This is a genomic window from Leptospira ilyithenensis (genome assembly GCF_004771005.1).
Taxonomy (GTDB): Bacteria; Spirochaetota; Leptospiria; order Leptospirales; family Leptospiraceae; genus Leptospira_A; species Leptospira_A ilyithenensis.
On sequence record NZ_RQHV01000061.1, the window covers coordinates 500,654 to 514,386 of the forward strand.

Below are 13,733 nucleotides of genomic sequence, written 5' to 3' on the forward strand. Positions count from 1 at the left end.
TGGTTACTCTAAAATAAGTCGGATTAGGTTAATATTAAGAAAAACATGAAGAAGTTGCAATTACTATCCACAAATGCTTTTATTTTCTTTAGCTTTTTTACTACCCTAGTATCACAACCGATACAAACTAACAACCGGCAGGGGAGTTCTTTTGTAGGAAAACATGTCCAATATTTGGAAGATCCGGAATCAAAATTGGATTTTGCCCGGATATCTTCGGATGAGATGAAAACCTCATTTTTAAAATCCGAGTCCGCTACGATCAATTTCGGTCAAACTAATTATAGTTACTGGCTGAAGATGGATTTCAAAAATGAAACGGATGAAAAAACAAGACAGATCTTAGAAATAGATTATAGCAACATAGATGAAGTCGAATTCTATCTTCCGATTCGCAAGAATTTTGAAATTATCTACGAAGTCCAAAAGACGGGAATGAAATTTCCTTTCTCCACCAGAAAATGGATTCATCGGAATTTCATATATTTGATCGAATTATTGCCCGGAGAAGACAAAACTATTTTTTTTCGAACTAGAACGAGCGGAGGATTGATTCTTCCCTTGGTTCTTTGGAATGATATTAGTTTTATGTTACACGATTCCAATGTACAACAAGGATTGGGATTTTATTACGGCCTAATGGTCGTGATGTTGCTGTACAATCTCTTCATTTATCTATCAGTAAGGGATATCAGTTATTTTTACTATATCGGATATATATTCGGACTTTTGGGAATACAATTGGTTCTGACAGGACACGGATTCCAATATATATGGTCTGAATTTCCCTGGATGCAGAGAAATTTTTACGTAGTATTCTCGGGCATCTGTCTTGTTTCATCGCTACTTTTTGCAAGATCCTTTCTCAATATCAGAGAACATTCCGTTCTTCTCAATCGGATAATACTAGTTTTAGTATTATTGAATATTTTGGTTTTCTTTAGTGTTTATTTTTTACCGCCGGAATCCACGGTCAAAATCGCTTTGATTGTCACGGTTCCTAGTGCGATCATACCCTTTTTTGCAGGTATTGTGAGTTTTATAAAAAATTACAAACCTGCCAGATATTATCTTTTGGCATTTTCTGCACTTATACTGAGCGGTCTACTTGCTGTGTCCAAATTTTTGAACATACTTGGCTCCAATTTTTTCACAGATTACGGTTTGTACATAGGTTCGGGAATGGAGGTTGTTTTGCTTTCGCTTGCCCTGGCCTCCAGAATCAATATCATAAAGAAAGAGAAAGAAGAGGCCCAGGCAAAAACCTTGGAGATGCAAAAGATACTTACTGAGTCTTACGCACGTTTTGTTCCAAGGGATTTTTTAGCAAACCTTGGAAAAGAATCCATTCTGGATGTAAGACTGGGAGACCAGATTCAAAAGGATATGGCTGTGCTATTCAGTGATATTCGTTCTTTTACTACTTTGTCTGAAAAAATGTCACCTGCAGAAAATTTCAATTTCATTAATTCCTATTTGGGAAGGATGAGTCCTATCATCCAAAAGCACAATGGGTTTATAGACAAATTCATCGGAGATGCTATCATGGCTCTTTTCGATAAACAGGTTTTGGATGCTGTTGCAGCCGGTGTGGAAATGCAGCTTTATCTGAAAGAATACAATGCATTTCGTGCAAAAAGAACATATGATCCGATCCAAATAGGAATCGGAATCCATGCAGGCTCTTTGATGTTGGGAACAATCGGTGCGGAAGAACGTTTGGAAGGTACTGTCATTTCCGATACGGTAAATCTTGCTTCCCGAATTGAAAACCTAACAAAAGTATATGGTGCAAGAATTGCCGTCAGCGAGAGCGCGATTGTTGAAATCACAAACAACCAGTTTAGTTTTCGATTTTTAGATAGGGTGAAAGTAAAAGGAAAACAAAAACCAGTCTCCATTTATGAAATCCTCGATGGAGACGAAGAACCGGAGCGTGAGTTGAAAAACCGGACTAAATCTGATTATGAAAGCGGTGTAAAATCCTTTCATACCAGGCAGTTTTCCGAATCCAAGTCTTACTTTGATAAAGTGATTAAAGCCAATCCGAATGATAAATCCACTCAGCTGTATTTAAAACGGCTCTATACGGTTGCAAACCCGGTTACGATCAGTAAGGAGACAGATTCCTTTTTTCAGCCCGATGAGACAACTGCACCGACAGAATGATTGAAAAATACTTGCTGAATATGCGATATCGTTATCATATATCGCTATGAGGACAATTTTAGAAATCCCAGAAGAAAAGATCAGTATTTTGGATGAAATTTCGAAGGAAGAAAATGTATCCCGGGCCGAATTGATCCGGAAAGCAATCGACCACTACCTTTTGGATTTTCCCAGAATCAGGAGAGAGGCGAGTTTTGGGATTTGGAAGTCTCAAAATTTGGATTCCCTTCAGTATGAAAGGTCGATACGAGACGAGTGGACTTCTTGAAGGCAGTCTTCGATACAAATATACTAATCGATTACCTGTCAGGTTACAATGAAGCTAAGGAAGAAATTTCCAAATACGAAGAACCAATGATCAGTATCATTACTTGGATGGAAGTTCTTGCGGGTGCGAAAGTAGAAGAGGAGCCGATCATCCGGAGTTTTTTGTCCAGCTTTCAAGTGATTCAACTGACAAAAGAAATTGCTGAGGAAGGAATTCGATTGCGAAAAAAATATAAATCGAAACTTCCCGATTCGATTATTTGGGCCACAGCATCACAGAATGGCTGGACTCTCATCACAAGAAACACCAAAGACTTTTCCTCTTCTTATCCGGGAATTATAATTCCCTATAAAATTTAAGTAAAATCCTTGGTGCTCCGTAATTAAGATCGATGTGTGTAGGATTAAAAATTCTATTTGCCGGATCTTTTTCTTAGCTTTTCGTCTAAAACTTTTTTACGCAAACGAAGGCTTTGCGGAGTGACTTCCAAAAGTTCATCATCATCCAAAAATTCGATGGATTGTTCCAAAGTGAGTTTTTTGGGAGGTGTTAAACGAATGGCATCATCCGATCCCGAGGCGCGAACGTTTGTAAGTTTTTTCTCACGTACAGGGTTTACTTCCAGGTCGCTATCTCTGCTGTTCATTCCGAGAATCATGCCCGGATAAACTGCTACTTGCGGCTCGATGAACAGATCCCCTCTTTCTTGTACTTTCCAGAGAGCGTAAGCTGTTGCATCGCCGGAGTCCATAGAAATCAAAGCTCCGTTCTTTCTACCAGGGATCTCTCCCTTGTATTTATCAAAACGTAAGAAGCGACTGGACATTACCCCTTCTCCACGAGTTTCTGAAATAAAATGTCCCCTGAATCCGATAAGTCCTCGAGTGGGAATTACATATTCCACACGGGTGATCCCGGAAGTATGAGCATCCATTCCCTGCAACTCGCCTTTTCGGCGATTGAGCTCTTGGATACAAGCTCCAGAGAATTGGTCCGGTAAGTCCATCACCAAAGTTTCGTAAGGTTCTATTTTTTCACCGTTTTCATCTTTTTTCAAAATCACTTCCGGACGGGAAACTTGTAATTCGTATCCTTCTCTTCTCATGGTTTCAATCAGGATGGAAAGATGAAGCTCCCCGCGACCTAAAATTTTAAAACGATCTTTGTCTTCCGTTTCTTCCAAACGAAGTGCTACGTTTGTTTCCAACTCACGATCCAATCTTTCTCTTAGATTTCTAGTGGTTACGAACTTGCCTTCTTTGCCGGCAAACGGAGAGTTGTTGACCATAAAGAACATGGATACTGTCGGCTCTTCTACTTGGATGGCAGGAAGAGGAAGAGGATTTCCCAAGTCACAAACGGTATCTCCGATGAATACATCTGGGATTCCCGCAATTGCTACGATATCTCCAGATGCTGCTTCTTCGATTTCGTAACGAGTGAGTCCTTCATAACCGTAAAGTTTGGAAATTTTATGATTTGCGGTGGTTCCGCCAGTCTTGGCAAGAGTTACATCCTGACTTTTTTTAATCGTGCCGGCATACATCTTTCCAATGGCAATACGACCAACATAGTCATTGTAGTCCAAAGCAGTTACTTGGAACTGTAATGGTCTGGTATCGTTGATTTCTACGGGAGGAACATGGGAAAGTACCATATCCAAAAGAGGTTCAATTGTAGTTCCGGGAGATTCAGATAATTCGTTTACTGCCCAACCTTGTTTGGCAGAAGCGTAAATAATCGGAAAATCCAATTGTTCTTCGGTAGCACCTAGATCAGAGAACAAATCAAATACTTTGTCTACTGCAAGGCTTGGACGAGCACCATCTCGATCCACTTTATTTACAACTACAATCGGTTTGTGACCCAGTTGCAATGACTTGCCCAATACAAATCGGGTTTGAGGCATTGGTCCGTCGAATGCGTCGACGAGTAAAAGTGTACAATCCGTCATGGATAGAACTCTTTCCACCTCACCTCCGAAGTCCGCGTGGCCCGGAGTGTCTACGATATTAATACGAGTGTTTTTATACTTTACAGATGTGTTCTTTGCGAGAATGGTAATACCTTTCTCTTGCTCCAATTGGTTGGAGTCCATGATTCGTTCACGGTCTTCCTTGGCAGTGACGGCGCCCGTATGGCGTAAGATACAATCGGTAAGGGTAGTCTTTCCATGATCGACGTGAGCGATGATGGCGATGTTGCGAATTTCCATTATTTTTACCAGGTATTTAGAATGTTCTTTGCTGTCGATGTGGATTTGCATTTGACAAGGAGCTAGACTTGTAAATCCTGGTAAGAACCACTAGTTTGAGATTAGGAAAGGTATATGTTTGCCATCATAGAACTCGGAGCTAAACAATTTAAAGTAGCTCCAGAACAAATTTTCACAGCAGAAAAAACAGGTAGTATCGTAGGTAATACTTTCGATGCAAAGGTTCTACTCCTTTCTGACAATAACAAAGTAAATATTGGTTCTCCAGCCCTTTCGAGCGCAAAAGTTACATTGAAAGTTTTAGAAGATTTAAAAGCGGACAAAATCCACGGATTTAAATACAAAAAACGCAAAAACTACAAGAGAGCTTGGGGTCACAGACAACAAATGCAAAAACTCCAAGTGGTTTCAATCAACGGATAATTGATTTATACAAAGGTTTTTTACCAAGGAGGTTCGATCGCAGGTTTTGAGATCCAAGGGCATTCTCCCAAAGACTGGGGAGACAAAGGAGAAAATCTTCTTTGCGCAGGAGTTTCCACTCTAGTTCAGAGTGCGCACTCTTACTTAAGTTGGCAAAAGGCTTTGGATTTTGAAAAAAAAGAAGACGGTTACTTAAAGTTTTTGGTCAGGGAACAAGAGTTACCCGGTTATCAGAAACTTTTGCGAATGATTGAGTTCGGACTGAACAGTTTGCAAGTAAGTTTTCCGGATGCGATACGAATCGAAGAAATAGGAAATAATTAAGAGGTATTCAAATGGCTACAAAGAAAGGCGGGGGATCCACAAAGAACGGTCGTGACTCGGTTTCAAAGCGTTTAGGCGTAAAAGTGTATGGCGGACAGTGGGCAACTTCCGGAAACATCATTGTAAGACAACGCGGAACCGAATTCAAACCAGGCAAAAACGTAGGGATTGGTCGTGACCATACCCTATTTGCACTGACTGACGGAGTTGTTGCTTTTGAACATGTATCAAAAGAAAGACAACAAGTATCTGTTTACCCGAAAAGCTAATCTGCTTTCTGGAATCCAGAGAGCAGACCGAAACCCGTTTGAGTTCATTCTCCAACGGGTTTTTTTATTTTGGAATCATAACAAATGCCTAGTTTTATAGATGAAGTTCCCATTCGAATCAAAGCCGGCCACGGCGGGCCCGGAGCTGTACATTTTCATAAAGAGAAATTTGTAGAGTTCGGAGGACCTGACGGTGGGGATGGAGGAGACGGAGGAGATGTGATTTTGATAGCTGAATCCAGAATCATGACTCTCGAAATATATCTGCCTGACAGACTTTACAGTGCAATGGACGGAGAACCCGGATCAGGAAATGAAAGGCACGGTAAGAACGGTGAAGATTTGATTCTAAAAGTTCCTGTCGGCACACAGGTGTTAGATGCGGTCACAATGGAACTTATGTATGATTTCACCAAAGATGAAGAAATCTACAAAATCGCAAAAGGTGGCCGCGGGGGAAAAGGAAATACATTCTTTAAATCTTCGACCCACCAAACACCTCGCTTTTCCCAACCCGGCGAAGACGGTGACGACTTTTCAGTCATACTTCAACTCAAACTACTTGCAGATATCGGGATCGTAGGTCTTCCCAATGCGGGCAAATCCACCCTACTTTCCAAAATCACCCATGCGCATCCCAAAATTGCAGGGTATGCCTTCACTACCCTTTCGCCTAACTTGGGTATTGTTCACAGAACGAACGATATGTTTCGTTATACGGTGGCGGACATTCCCGGAATCATCGAAGGTGCTTCCCAAGGGATAGGTCTTGGAATTTCTTTTTTAAAACATATAGAAAGAGTGCAAGGTATCCTCTTTTTATTCGACGGCGGCAATCTCAATCTTGTAGACGAATTGGAAATGCTTCGCAATGAACTCGGGACCTACAATCCGATTCTATTGGAAAAACCGTTTCTCATCGTAATCAATAAAATGGATATTTGGGACGACCCTGGTTTCACGGAAGAAATCAAAGATACTTATCAAGATTTGGGCGAAATCCTATTTATCTCTGCTGACAAAGAACTCAATTTGGAATATCTTTTGGAAAGGATTGATAAAGTATTTTTTCCCGAGCAAACTAAAATCATTTATGAGAACTAGAAAGGATTATTTAGACAGGATAAAAAAGGCGAAAACAATCGTCATCAAGATTGGGTCTGCTCGTGTTTCCGGAGAAACTTCTAAAATCAACGATTTTTTATTCGGACTTTCCGGTGACATTCGTAATCTAAGAGACCAGGGAAAAGAAGTCATCCTGGTATCTTCCGGCGCCATTGCACAAGGAAAAAAGCTCTATCATAAAATTTATAACAAAGAAGTGGACGGATCAGTCACCCTATCCGAAAAACAAGCGTTTGCTGCAATGGGCCAAAATAGACTTCTCAATTTATATGAGAGTTTTTTCAGCAGAGTCAATATTTCCATTGCTCAGATTTTGTTCGGAAGACATGACCTTCATGAAGAAAAAAACCTAACCAATCTTAAGAACACATTTCGCCAGTTGTTGGACTGGGGGATACTGCCGATCGTCAATGAAAACGATTCCATTGCCACGGAAGAAATCAAAATCGGGGACAATGATATTTTATCTTCCATCGTTGCCTCCATCGTAGGAGCCGACCTACTCCTGATTCTTACGGGAGTGGATGGATTTTTGGCCGAAGAAAAAAAAATAAGCCTGATAGAAGACATCTCTCCATCTCTGGAAGCGCATGCAAAAGGTCCTTCAGGACCAGGAACCGGTGGTATGGCAACGAAACTGAAAGCCGCAAAACTTTTATTGCCTTACGGAATCTATACCGGAATCGTAAACGGAGAAGAAAAAAACGTAATTTCCCGTTTTTTTCAGGATGAAAATTTCGGAACCTTGGTTGCCAATTCCGCTCTCCAGCATAGATCACCTAACGAAAAAGAAATTCAAGATCAGTTTTTATCCATTTCCAAAGAAGAAGGTGAAATGCAATGAGCTCACAGACTTTAGAAAATGCGGCATTGGAAATTGCAAAAAAAGCAAAAGAAGCAAGTCTGAATGTACGTTCCTTAAGTACAATTCAAAAAAACAAAGTATTACAGAATCTAATTCAAATATTAAAAGAATCCGAAACCGATATCATTTCGGAAAACAAAAAAGATATGGATGCAGGCAAATCCAAAGGGATTTCCGATTACTTGTTGGATCGGCTTTTATTGGATGCGAAAAGACTTTCCAATATCTACAAAAGCGTAGAAGAAATCATTAATCTTCCCGATCCGGTGGGTGAAGTGGTAAGAGGAGCGACTCTTGCCAACGGTTTGGAACTCAGCACCAAACGGGTACCAATCGGGGTTGTTATGACTATATTCGAATCCAGACCGAATGTAATCATCGATATCGCTTCCTTATCATTCAAATCGGGAAATGCATGCATTCTCCGAGGCGGATCGGAAGCGTTTCACTCAAATCGGATTCTCAGCAATTTATTTCACAAAGCGTTGGAGATGGAAAAAATCGATCCGTCTTGCGTATGTTTTGTGGAAAATACGGAAAGAGAGGCGATGATTCCCTACTTCCAACTAGATCATTTGATCGATCTGATCGTACCCAGAGGCGGTGAAGCACTCATTAAGTTTGTTTCTGGGAATAGTAAAATCCCTGTCGTAAAACATGATCAAGGTGTGACAAATCTTTTTGTGGATGCATCCGCCAATCCGGCTATCGTGGTTCCGGTGATCATCAATTCAAAAACCCAAAGACCGGGAGTTTGCAATGCACTGGAAAATCTGATCCTCCACAAAGACTACCCTTACACCAAAGAATTGTTTTCCTCATTGGAAGAGAAAAATGTTCAATTGCTTGTAGAAGAAAGGCTACTGCCTCTTACTACAAAAGGCAAACTTGTCAAAGAGGAAGACTATGATTTGGAGTTTTTGGATCTTCGTCTCAGCGTAAAGACCGTATCTAACCTGGAAGAAGCAATTCCTTTTATCCGGAGTCATACTTCAGGACATACCGAGTGTATTTTGACCGAGTCGGCAACTTCCATTCATAAATTTCAAACCAAACTGGATAGTGCCGCTATATTTGTGAATTGTTCCACTCGTTTTCACGACGGAGGAGAATTCGGACTAGGCGCCGAGGTCGGAATTTCCACGGGAAAACTTCACGTGAGAGGACCGATGGGGCTTGTCCACCTAACAACTACAACAACGTTCGTTACAGGTAGCGGTCAAATCCGATCATAAAAATGATAATTGTATACGGAGGAAGTTTTGATCCGCCACATTTGGGGCATTTTTCCATTGTGGAAAAATTGGTTCAAAGTTTTCCCGATTCAAAAAAAATACTGATCATTCCCAATCATATCTCTCCTTTCAAAGACAAAAAACTTTTGGATATAGATGATATATGGAAATTATCAGAACTTACATTTGCACCGCTTTTGAATGATTCCGTTGAAATGCTTGACATCGAGATCAAAAACAAATCGTCCAGTTATACTTACGACACTATTTTAAAACTAAGAGATAAATATCCTAGCGAATCTTTTTTCCTTTGTATAGGAGAAGACAGTCTTATCGGGCTTATGCAATGGTATCAGTTTGAAAACCTAAATCAATTGATCCATTCCTATATTATTTTGCGTAGAACCACAGAATCTCCCAATCTTTTGAGTTTCCCTAATCAGGAAATTGAAAACAAATCAATCGTATTGGAAAATCCTGTTTGGAACGTTTCCTCTTCTAAAATCAGAAATGAAAGAAATTTAGAATATGCGAAAAAATGGATGAATCCGGATGCATTGAATTTTTTAAAAAATCGGGGATGGTTTCAAACGTAAAAATGAAAACCATTAAAGATTGGATTCCTTTTTTTCTTAAAAAAGTTCCTCAGGAAATCACCCAAACCAGATGGGAACATTGTTTAAGAGTCGCAAATCATGCGGAAAAACTTGCAAATATCCATAAACTGGAAAATCCGAAAAAAGCCTATCTTGCGGGAATTTTGCACGATATCACCAAACAAAAAAAGTATGATTTTCATATCTCCTTATTTGAAACCGTCGGATTTCCCAATTGGAAAGAAATTCCAAAAGAGGCCTATCATGCGTTCACTGCACCGATTTTCATTCAAAAAGAATTCGGATTTTCTGATGAAGAGGTTTTCAGTGCCATGCAGTGTCATACTTTGGGCGGAAAGAACCTGACTCTCATTCAAAAAATCCTGTATGCCAGTGATTTTTTAGGTTCCGAATATGCGGAAAAACAAGATAGATTCAAAGAATGGAAAGAAAAAACCGAAGAAAATCTGGAATTCGGTGTTTATTTGAAAGCAAGTAAAACGATCGCAAATCTAATGGAAACGGAAAGCACGATCCATCCCTATACGATTGAAACTTATAACCAAACGATACCAAACCTGAATTTTGGAAAAAAATAAAATGAAATTAGAACCAAGTACACCCCAAAAAAAACCAGTTTTCCTGTTAATTGCCGCGGGCGGTTTTCTGATACTGGCTATATTGATTTTAACTTTAAGAAATAAAGGCGGCTTTTCAGTAGACGGCAAAGTAACGTCTGCTAAACGAGTCAACTTTCTGGTTCATATCATTTCTGATTCTGATAAATATCTTTTTTCTTTTTACTCCGAACTTTATCCTACGGAGAAAAAAGCAGCTTTGTTTTTTATAAATCCTCTTACCGCTTTCGAAGACGACGATACTACTTTGGAAGAAAAAGGAAAAAAAGCTCCGGATGTTTTGGAATCCGCACTGGAAGATATATTCGATCATTCAATCCAATACAAGATCACTTTATCCGAATCCAATTTCAAACATATAGTGGATCTACTTGGCGGTTTGGAGTTGTTTTTTGAACCCAAATCTGTGCGTTTTACCGACAAATACAATCGTAAAGACCGTATCTACAATCTGGACGGAGAAGATTGTTTCGATGTTCTCAGCCATCTACAGGATAAAAAAGCACTTTCCTATATCCAAAGATTGGAAACGAACGAAAGTATCATTCTTACTTTACTGGAAGCAATTTATGTAAAAAAAGAAATTATCACCAAACAGAAGATTGCCCTTATTCACGAAAAAATAGAAACAAACTTGAGTTTGAAAGAATGGGAAAGTCTCGTGGATTATTTTAAAAAAGAAAAAGTGAATTACGGAGTATCCGAGTTGCCTGCGGAACCTGTGCTTCGCGTAAAAAAGAAAGACGAAATGTTGAAAGCGAAAAGCGATACTGTAAAAGTAGCGTTTGCGAAATTTTCCTCCGATCTTAAATCCATGTATTTTTCCGACGGAGAAAGAGCAAGGATCGAAGTCTTGAACGGAACCAGTAAAAACGGACTCGCGCGTTACGGAAAATCCCTCTTGAACGACAAAGGATTGAAAGTTCTCACAGTGGACAATGCCTGGGAAGAAGATTTTAAAAATAGCGTGATCCTGAACAGATCGGGTAACACTAATTATACGGATTCCATTTCGGAAACATTTCAAGGCAGAAAGGTTTATTACGCCTTAAGAAAAGATTTAGGATTAGATGCTACAGTGGTTTTAGGGGAAGATTTCCAGGGAACCAAGGAATAAAATGTCAAAAATTTCAGAAGAAAGTTTAACTCATTTAAAAAAAATAAAACAAAGCTTAAGTGATAAAAAATGCGAACAAATTCAAATACTGGATCTGCAAGATGTGAATAGTTACCTTTCCATATTCGTAATAGCTACTGCCAAAACGGAAACGCAAGCCAGATCTTGTGCAAAAGATATAGAGAAATACATGAAACCTCTCAAGTTGGCAGAAAGAAGAAATCACCTAACAGACCTTCCTAAGGATGCGACCGGATGGGTCCTTTTGGATTATGGAGAAATCTGCGTTCACATAATGACGGAAGAAATGCGCAGTTATTATTCTTTGGAAAGACTTTGGGGTGATGCCAAAGTCATTTCCCTATAAGCAATTTTGTAGCTTCCCAACCTTTTACAGGTGTTTCGCAAACCAGGTTTTTACATACATAAACTTGGTGCGAATCTCCCCCCGTTCTGTATTCCAAAAGAGGAATCTCATTTGCGTATTTTTTTGCGTCTTCCTCTTCCATAACAACCCAAACCACATTGGGGTTCAAATAGGAAGAAAGAGCTTTTTTGATTTCTTCGGCTTCCGACCCATTTTCCTTTTTATAAATGACTGCAACTTCGGTCGGCCCCTTGCTCCATTTCAAATATGCATCCAACATAAAGGAATAACTCGTCGAGTTCTCCGATAATTCCTTTTTGAAGTAGGAAAAGATGTTTTTTGCCTTATCCCAATGGAAACCCGCATCCACTCCGAATCCTGATAATAATAAAAATACATGTGCCATCGTGGAATTACCCGAAGGTTCCACTCCGTCGTATCCTTCCACCGTCTTGACAATCAAATCTGTGTTAGTTGAAATGGATTCGTAATACACTCCCGCCTCGGATGCAAAGTAAGCTTCGATGATTTTAAGCGTGGATTTTGCATTTCTGAAATATTGAATATTTGCCGTTTCCTGAAAAAGAAGTAATGAAGAGTAGGTAAATTCGGCATAGTCGGTCAAATTCCCTTGGAAACGAGCTTCCCCTTCTCTGAATCTACGGTATAAAAACCCGTCCTTGTCCCGAAGATTTTTATCTATAAAGGAATAGATCCGAACTGCGTCTTCGAGATAAGTATTGTCTCCCGTGGCTTGTGAAGACAAAATCAAGGACCGAATGTACAAACAATTCCAGGACGTGATGATTTTATCGTCTCGCAAAGGTCGGATTCTTTCGGACCTACGGGATAATAATTTTCCTTTTGCCTCCTGCAAAGATTTCCCTTTGGATTCGGAAATTTCCATTTTCGTTTGAAATGGATTTGTTCCGGAAATGATCTCATTTAGAATCGTATGCCCTTCAAAATTCCCTTCCTCGGTAACATTCCAAAGTTCCTTGACCCAAGGATCGGATACTATCTCATCAAATTCTTCCAGAGACCAAATATAAAATTTTCCCTCTTCTCCTTCCGAATCGGCGTCCTCCGCACTGGCGATTCCTCCATCCGGCAAAGTCATATCTCGTCTGTAATACCCTATGATATCTTGGATGGCAAAACGAAAGAATGGATCTTGTGTAGTTTGGTAAAGTTTTGCCAAAGCGGTTAGAAAAAGGGAATTATCGTAGAGCATTTTTTCAAAATGTGGTACCAACCACTCATGGTCCGTGGCATAACGGCAGAGTCCTCCTCCCACTTGGTCATAAATCCCTCCTTTTTTCATTGCATAGGCAGTATTATAGGCGATTTCCAAAGCATGAGGGTTTTCAAAAAAATAAGAATAGTCGATCAAGTAAGATAAACTCATGCTAGGTGGAAATTTATTCTGTTGGTTCATTTTAAAACCGAAAAAAATCGGGTCATAAACCCGAGAGAACATTTGATATGTTCTCTCGAATACATCCGTAGAAGGTAGACTTTCTCCTGCGTTTTTTCTTTCGGAGTCGCGTAGATGATCCGCTAGATCCTTTGCTGCTTGTTCCAATTCGCTTTTTTGATTTTGCCAAGCATTTGCCACAAGTTGAAGGACTTCTTTGAAACCTTTCCTTCCGTAACGGGCTTCGGGTGGAAAATAAGTTCCTCCTAGAATCGGTTCTTTCTCAGGAGTGAGGAAAAGATTCAATGGCCAACCGCCTTGTTGTCCCATCGCATGTAGCGCATCCATATAGATCTTGTCTATATCCGGTCTTTCTTCTCTGTCCAATTTAATGGAAACAAAATATTGATTTAAAATTGTAGCGGTATTTTCATCTTCGAACGATTCCCTCTCCATAACATGACACCAATGGCATGTGGAATATCCGATAGACAACAAAATGACTTTGTCTTCCCTTTTGGCTTTGGCAAATGCTTCTTCTCCCCAGGGAAACCAATGAACCGGATTGTAAGCATGTTGTAATAGATAAGGGCTTTTTTCGTGGATGAGCTTGTTTGGTTTTTGATTAGAATTAGACTGCACGTTAGTAGATTTCCTCAGAATTTATTCCGGAAAGTTTCGAACTTCAGTCTAGGTAAATTGTCT

The 13,733-nt window shown here is 39.8% G+C and carries 15 protein-coding genes; 13 read left to right on the forward strand and 2 right to left on the reverse strand.

The genetic code is table 11. From position 1 onward, the window contains the following. Positions 1-45: 45 nt before the first annotated feature. From EHS11_RS15725 to EHS11_RS15735, 3 genes are read left to right on the forward strand one after another with little or no spacing between them, the layout of a single operon-like run. Positions 46-2,169 (forward strand): 7TM diverse intracellular signaling domain-containing protein, encoded by a 2,124-nt coding sequence (locus EHS11_RS15725; RefSeq protein WP_135765312.1) that lies wholly within the window; start codon positions 46-48, stop codon positions 2,167-2,169. A gap of 46 nt (positions 2,170-2,215) precedes the next feature. Further along, a complete protein-coding gene (locus tag EHS11_RS15730; RefSeq protein WP_135765313.1) occupies positions 2,216-2,437 on the forward strand; it encodes a ribbon-helix-helix protein, CopG family in 222 nt (73 codons plus the stop codon). Further along, positions 2,434-2,796 (forward strand): type II toxin-antitoxin system VapC family toxin, encoded by a 363-nt coding sequence (locus EHS11_RS15735; protein ID WP_135765314.1) that lies wholly within the window; start codon positions 2,434-2,436, stop codon positions 2,794-2,796. The genes EHS11_RS15730 and EHS11_RS15735 overlap by 4 nt, the downstream gene beginning before the upstream one ends. Positions 2,797-2,849: 53 nt before the next feature. Here the strand turns inward: EHS11_RS15735 and typA are convergent, their stop codons facing one another. Further along, positions 2,850-4,652 (reverse strand): translational GTPase TypA, encoded by a 1,803-nt coding sequence (typA, locus tag EHS11_RS15740; protein WP_135765315.1) that lies wholly within the window; start codon positions 4,650-4,652, stop codon positions 2,850-2,852. A gap of 114 nt (positions 4,653-4,766) precedes the next feature. Here typA and rplU point away from each other — a divergent pair, with 114 nt between their 5' ends. The 10 genes from rplU to rsfS all read left to right on the forward strand — a co-directional run bounded on the left by rplU (position 4,767) and on the right by rsfS (position 11,611). Then, the gene (gene rplU / locus EHS11_RS15745; RefSeq protein ID WP_135765316.1) at positions 4,767-5,075 is read left to right on the forward strand and encodes a 50S ribosomal protein L21; all 309 of its coding nucleotides are present in this window, start codon (positions 4,767-4,769) and stop codon (positions 5,073-5,075) included. After that, positions 5,076-5,399 carry a ribosomal-processing cysteine protease Prp gene (locus EHS11_RS15750; RefSeq protein ID WP_135765317.1) on the forward strand — a complete coding sequence of 108 codons (324 nt, stop codon included), beginning with the start codon at positions 5,076-5,078 and terminating at the stop codon, positions 5,397-5,399. Positions 5,400-5,410: 11 nt separating this feature from the next. After that, positions 5,411-5,668, forward strand: a complete 258-nt coding sequence (gene rpmA / locus EHS11_RS15755) for a 50S ribosomal protein L27 (protein WP_109019774.1) — start codon at positions 5,411-5,413, stop codon at positions 5,666-5,668. A gap of 84 nt (positions 5,669-5,752) precedes the next feature. Then, the gene (gene obgE / locus EHS11_RS15760; protein ID WP_135765318.1) at positions 5,753-6,772 is read left to right on the forward strand and encodes a GTPase ObgE; all 1,020 of its coding nucleotides are present in this window, start codon (positions 5,753-5,755) and stop codon (positions 6,770-6,772) included. Beyond that, positions 6,762-7,637: a glutamate 5-kinase gene (gene proB, locus EHS11_RS15765; protein ID WP_135765319.1), complete on the forward strand. Its 876-nt coding sequence runs from the start codon at positions 6,762-6,764 to the stop codon at positions 7,635-7,637. The genes obgE and proB overlap by 11 nt, the downstream gene beginning before the upstream one ends. Beyond that, complete coding sequence (locus tag EHS11_RS15770; RefSeq protein WP_135765320.1) at positions 7,634-8,893, forward strand: glutamate-5-semialdehyde dehydrogenase; 1,260 nt, start codon at positions 7,634-7,636, stop codon at positions 8,891-8,893. Before proB ends, EHS11_RS15770 begins: the two co-directional genes overlap by 4 nt. A gap of 2 nt (positions 8,894-8,895) precedes the next feature. After that, positions 8,896-9,489 (forward strand): nicotinate-nicotinamide nucleotide adenylyltransferase, encoded by a 594-nt coding sequence (locus EHS11_RS15775; protein WP_135765321.1) that lies wholly within the window; start codon positions 8,896-8,898, stop codon positions 9,487-9,489. Between the two features lie 2 nt (positions 9,490-9,491). Then, positions 9,492-10,088 carry a bis(5'-nucleosyl)-tetraphosphatase (symmetrical) YqeK gene (gene yqeK / locus EHS11_RS15780; RefSeq protein WP_246047948.1) on the forward strand — a complete coding sequence of 199 codons (597 nt, stop codon included), beginning with the start codon at positions 9,492-9,494 and terminating at the stop codon, positions 10,086-10,088. Position 10,089: 1 nt separating this feature from the next. Continuing rightward, a complete protein-coding gene (locus EHS11_RS15785) occupies positions 10,090-11,244 on the forward strand; it encodes an LCP family protein (RefSeq protein ID WP_135765322.1) in 1,155 nt (384 codons plus the stop codon). A gap of 1 nt (position 11,245) precedes the next feature. Then, entirely contained in the window at positions 11,246-11,611 is a 366-nt protein-coding gene (gene rsfS, locus EHS11_RS15790; protein ID WP_109019767.1) for a ribosome silencing factor, read from the forward strand. On the opposite strand, the gene EHS11_RS15795 is transcribed toward rsfS, so the two are convergent. Next, entirely contained in the window at positions 11,598-13,670 is a 2,073-nt protein-coding gene (locus EHS11_RS15795; protein WP_167884468.1) for a thioredoxin domain-containing protein, read from the reverse strand. The two genes, rsfS and EHS11_RS15795, sit on opposite strands and share 14 nt — an antisense overlap. Positions 13,671-13,733 lie beyond the last annotated feature (63 nt).

What these genes read in the sequence shown, in the direction of transcription:
- EHS11_RS15725 (WP_135765312.1), top strand. Translation starts at nt 46, where the DNA reads ATGAAGAAGTTGCAATTACTATCCACAAATGCTTTTATTTTCTTTAGC.
- EHS11_RS15730 (WP_135765313.1), top strand. Translation starts at nt 2,216, where the DNA reads ATGAGGACAATTTTAGAAATCCCAGAAGAAAAGATCAGTATTTTGGAT.
- typA (WP_135765315.1), bottom strand. Translation starts at nt 4,652, where the DNA reads ATGGAAATTCGCAACATCGCCATCATCGCTCACGTCGATCATGGAAAG.
- rplU (WP_135765316.1), top strand. Translation starts at nt 4,767, where the DNA reads ATGTTTGCCATCATAGAACTCGGAGCTAAACAATTTAAAGTAGCTCCA.
- rpmA (WP_109019774.1), top strand. Translation starts at nt 5,411, where the DNA reads ATGGCTACAAAGAAAGGCGGGGGATCCACAAAGAACGGTCGTGACTCG.
- obgE (WP_135765318.1), top strand. Translation starts at nt 5,753, where the DNA reads ATGCCTAGTTTTATAGATGAAGTTCCCATTCGAATCAAAGCCGGCCAC.
- proB (WP_135765319.1), top strand. Translation starts at nt 6,762, where the DNA reads ATGAGAACTAGAAAGGATTATTTAGACAGGATAAAAAAGGCGAAAACA.
- EHS11_RS15770 (WP_135765320.1), top strand. Translation starts at nt 7,634, where the DNA reads ATGAGCTCACAGACTTTAGAAAATGCGGCATTGGAAATTGCAAAAAAA.
- EHS11_RS15775 (WP_135765321.1), top strand. Translation starts at nt 8,896, where the DNA reads ATGATAATTGTATACGGAGGAAGTTTTGATCCGCCACATTTGGGGCAT.
- yqeK (WP_246047948.1), top strand. Translation starts at nt 9,492, where the DNA reads ATGAAAACCATTAAAGATTGGATTCCTTTTTTTCTTAAAAAAGTTCCT.
- EHS11_RS15785 (WP_135765322.1), top strand. Translation starts at nt 10,090, where the DNA reads ATGAAATTAGAACCAAGTACACCCCAAAAAAAACCAGTTTTCCTGTTA.
- rsfS (WP_109019767.1), top strand. Translation starts at nt 11,246, where the DNA reads ATGTCAAAAATTTCAGAAGAAAGTTTAACTCATTTAAAAAAAATAAAA.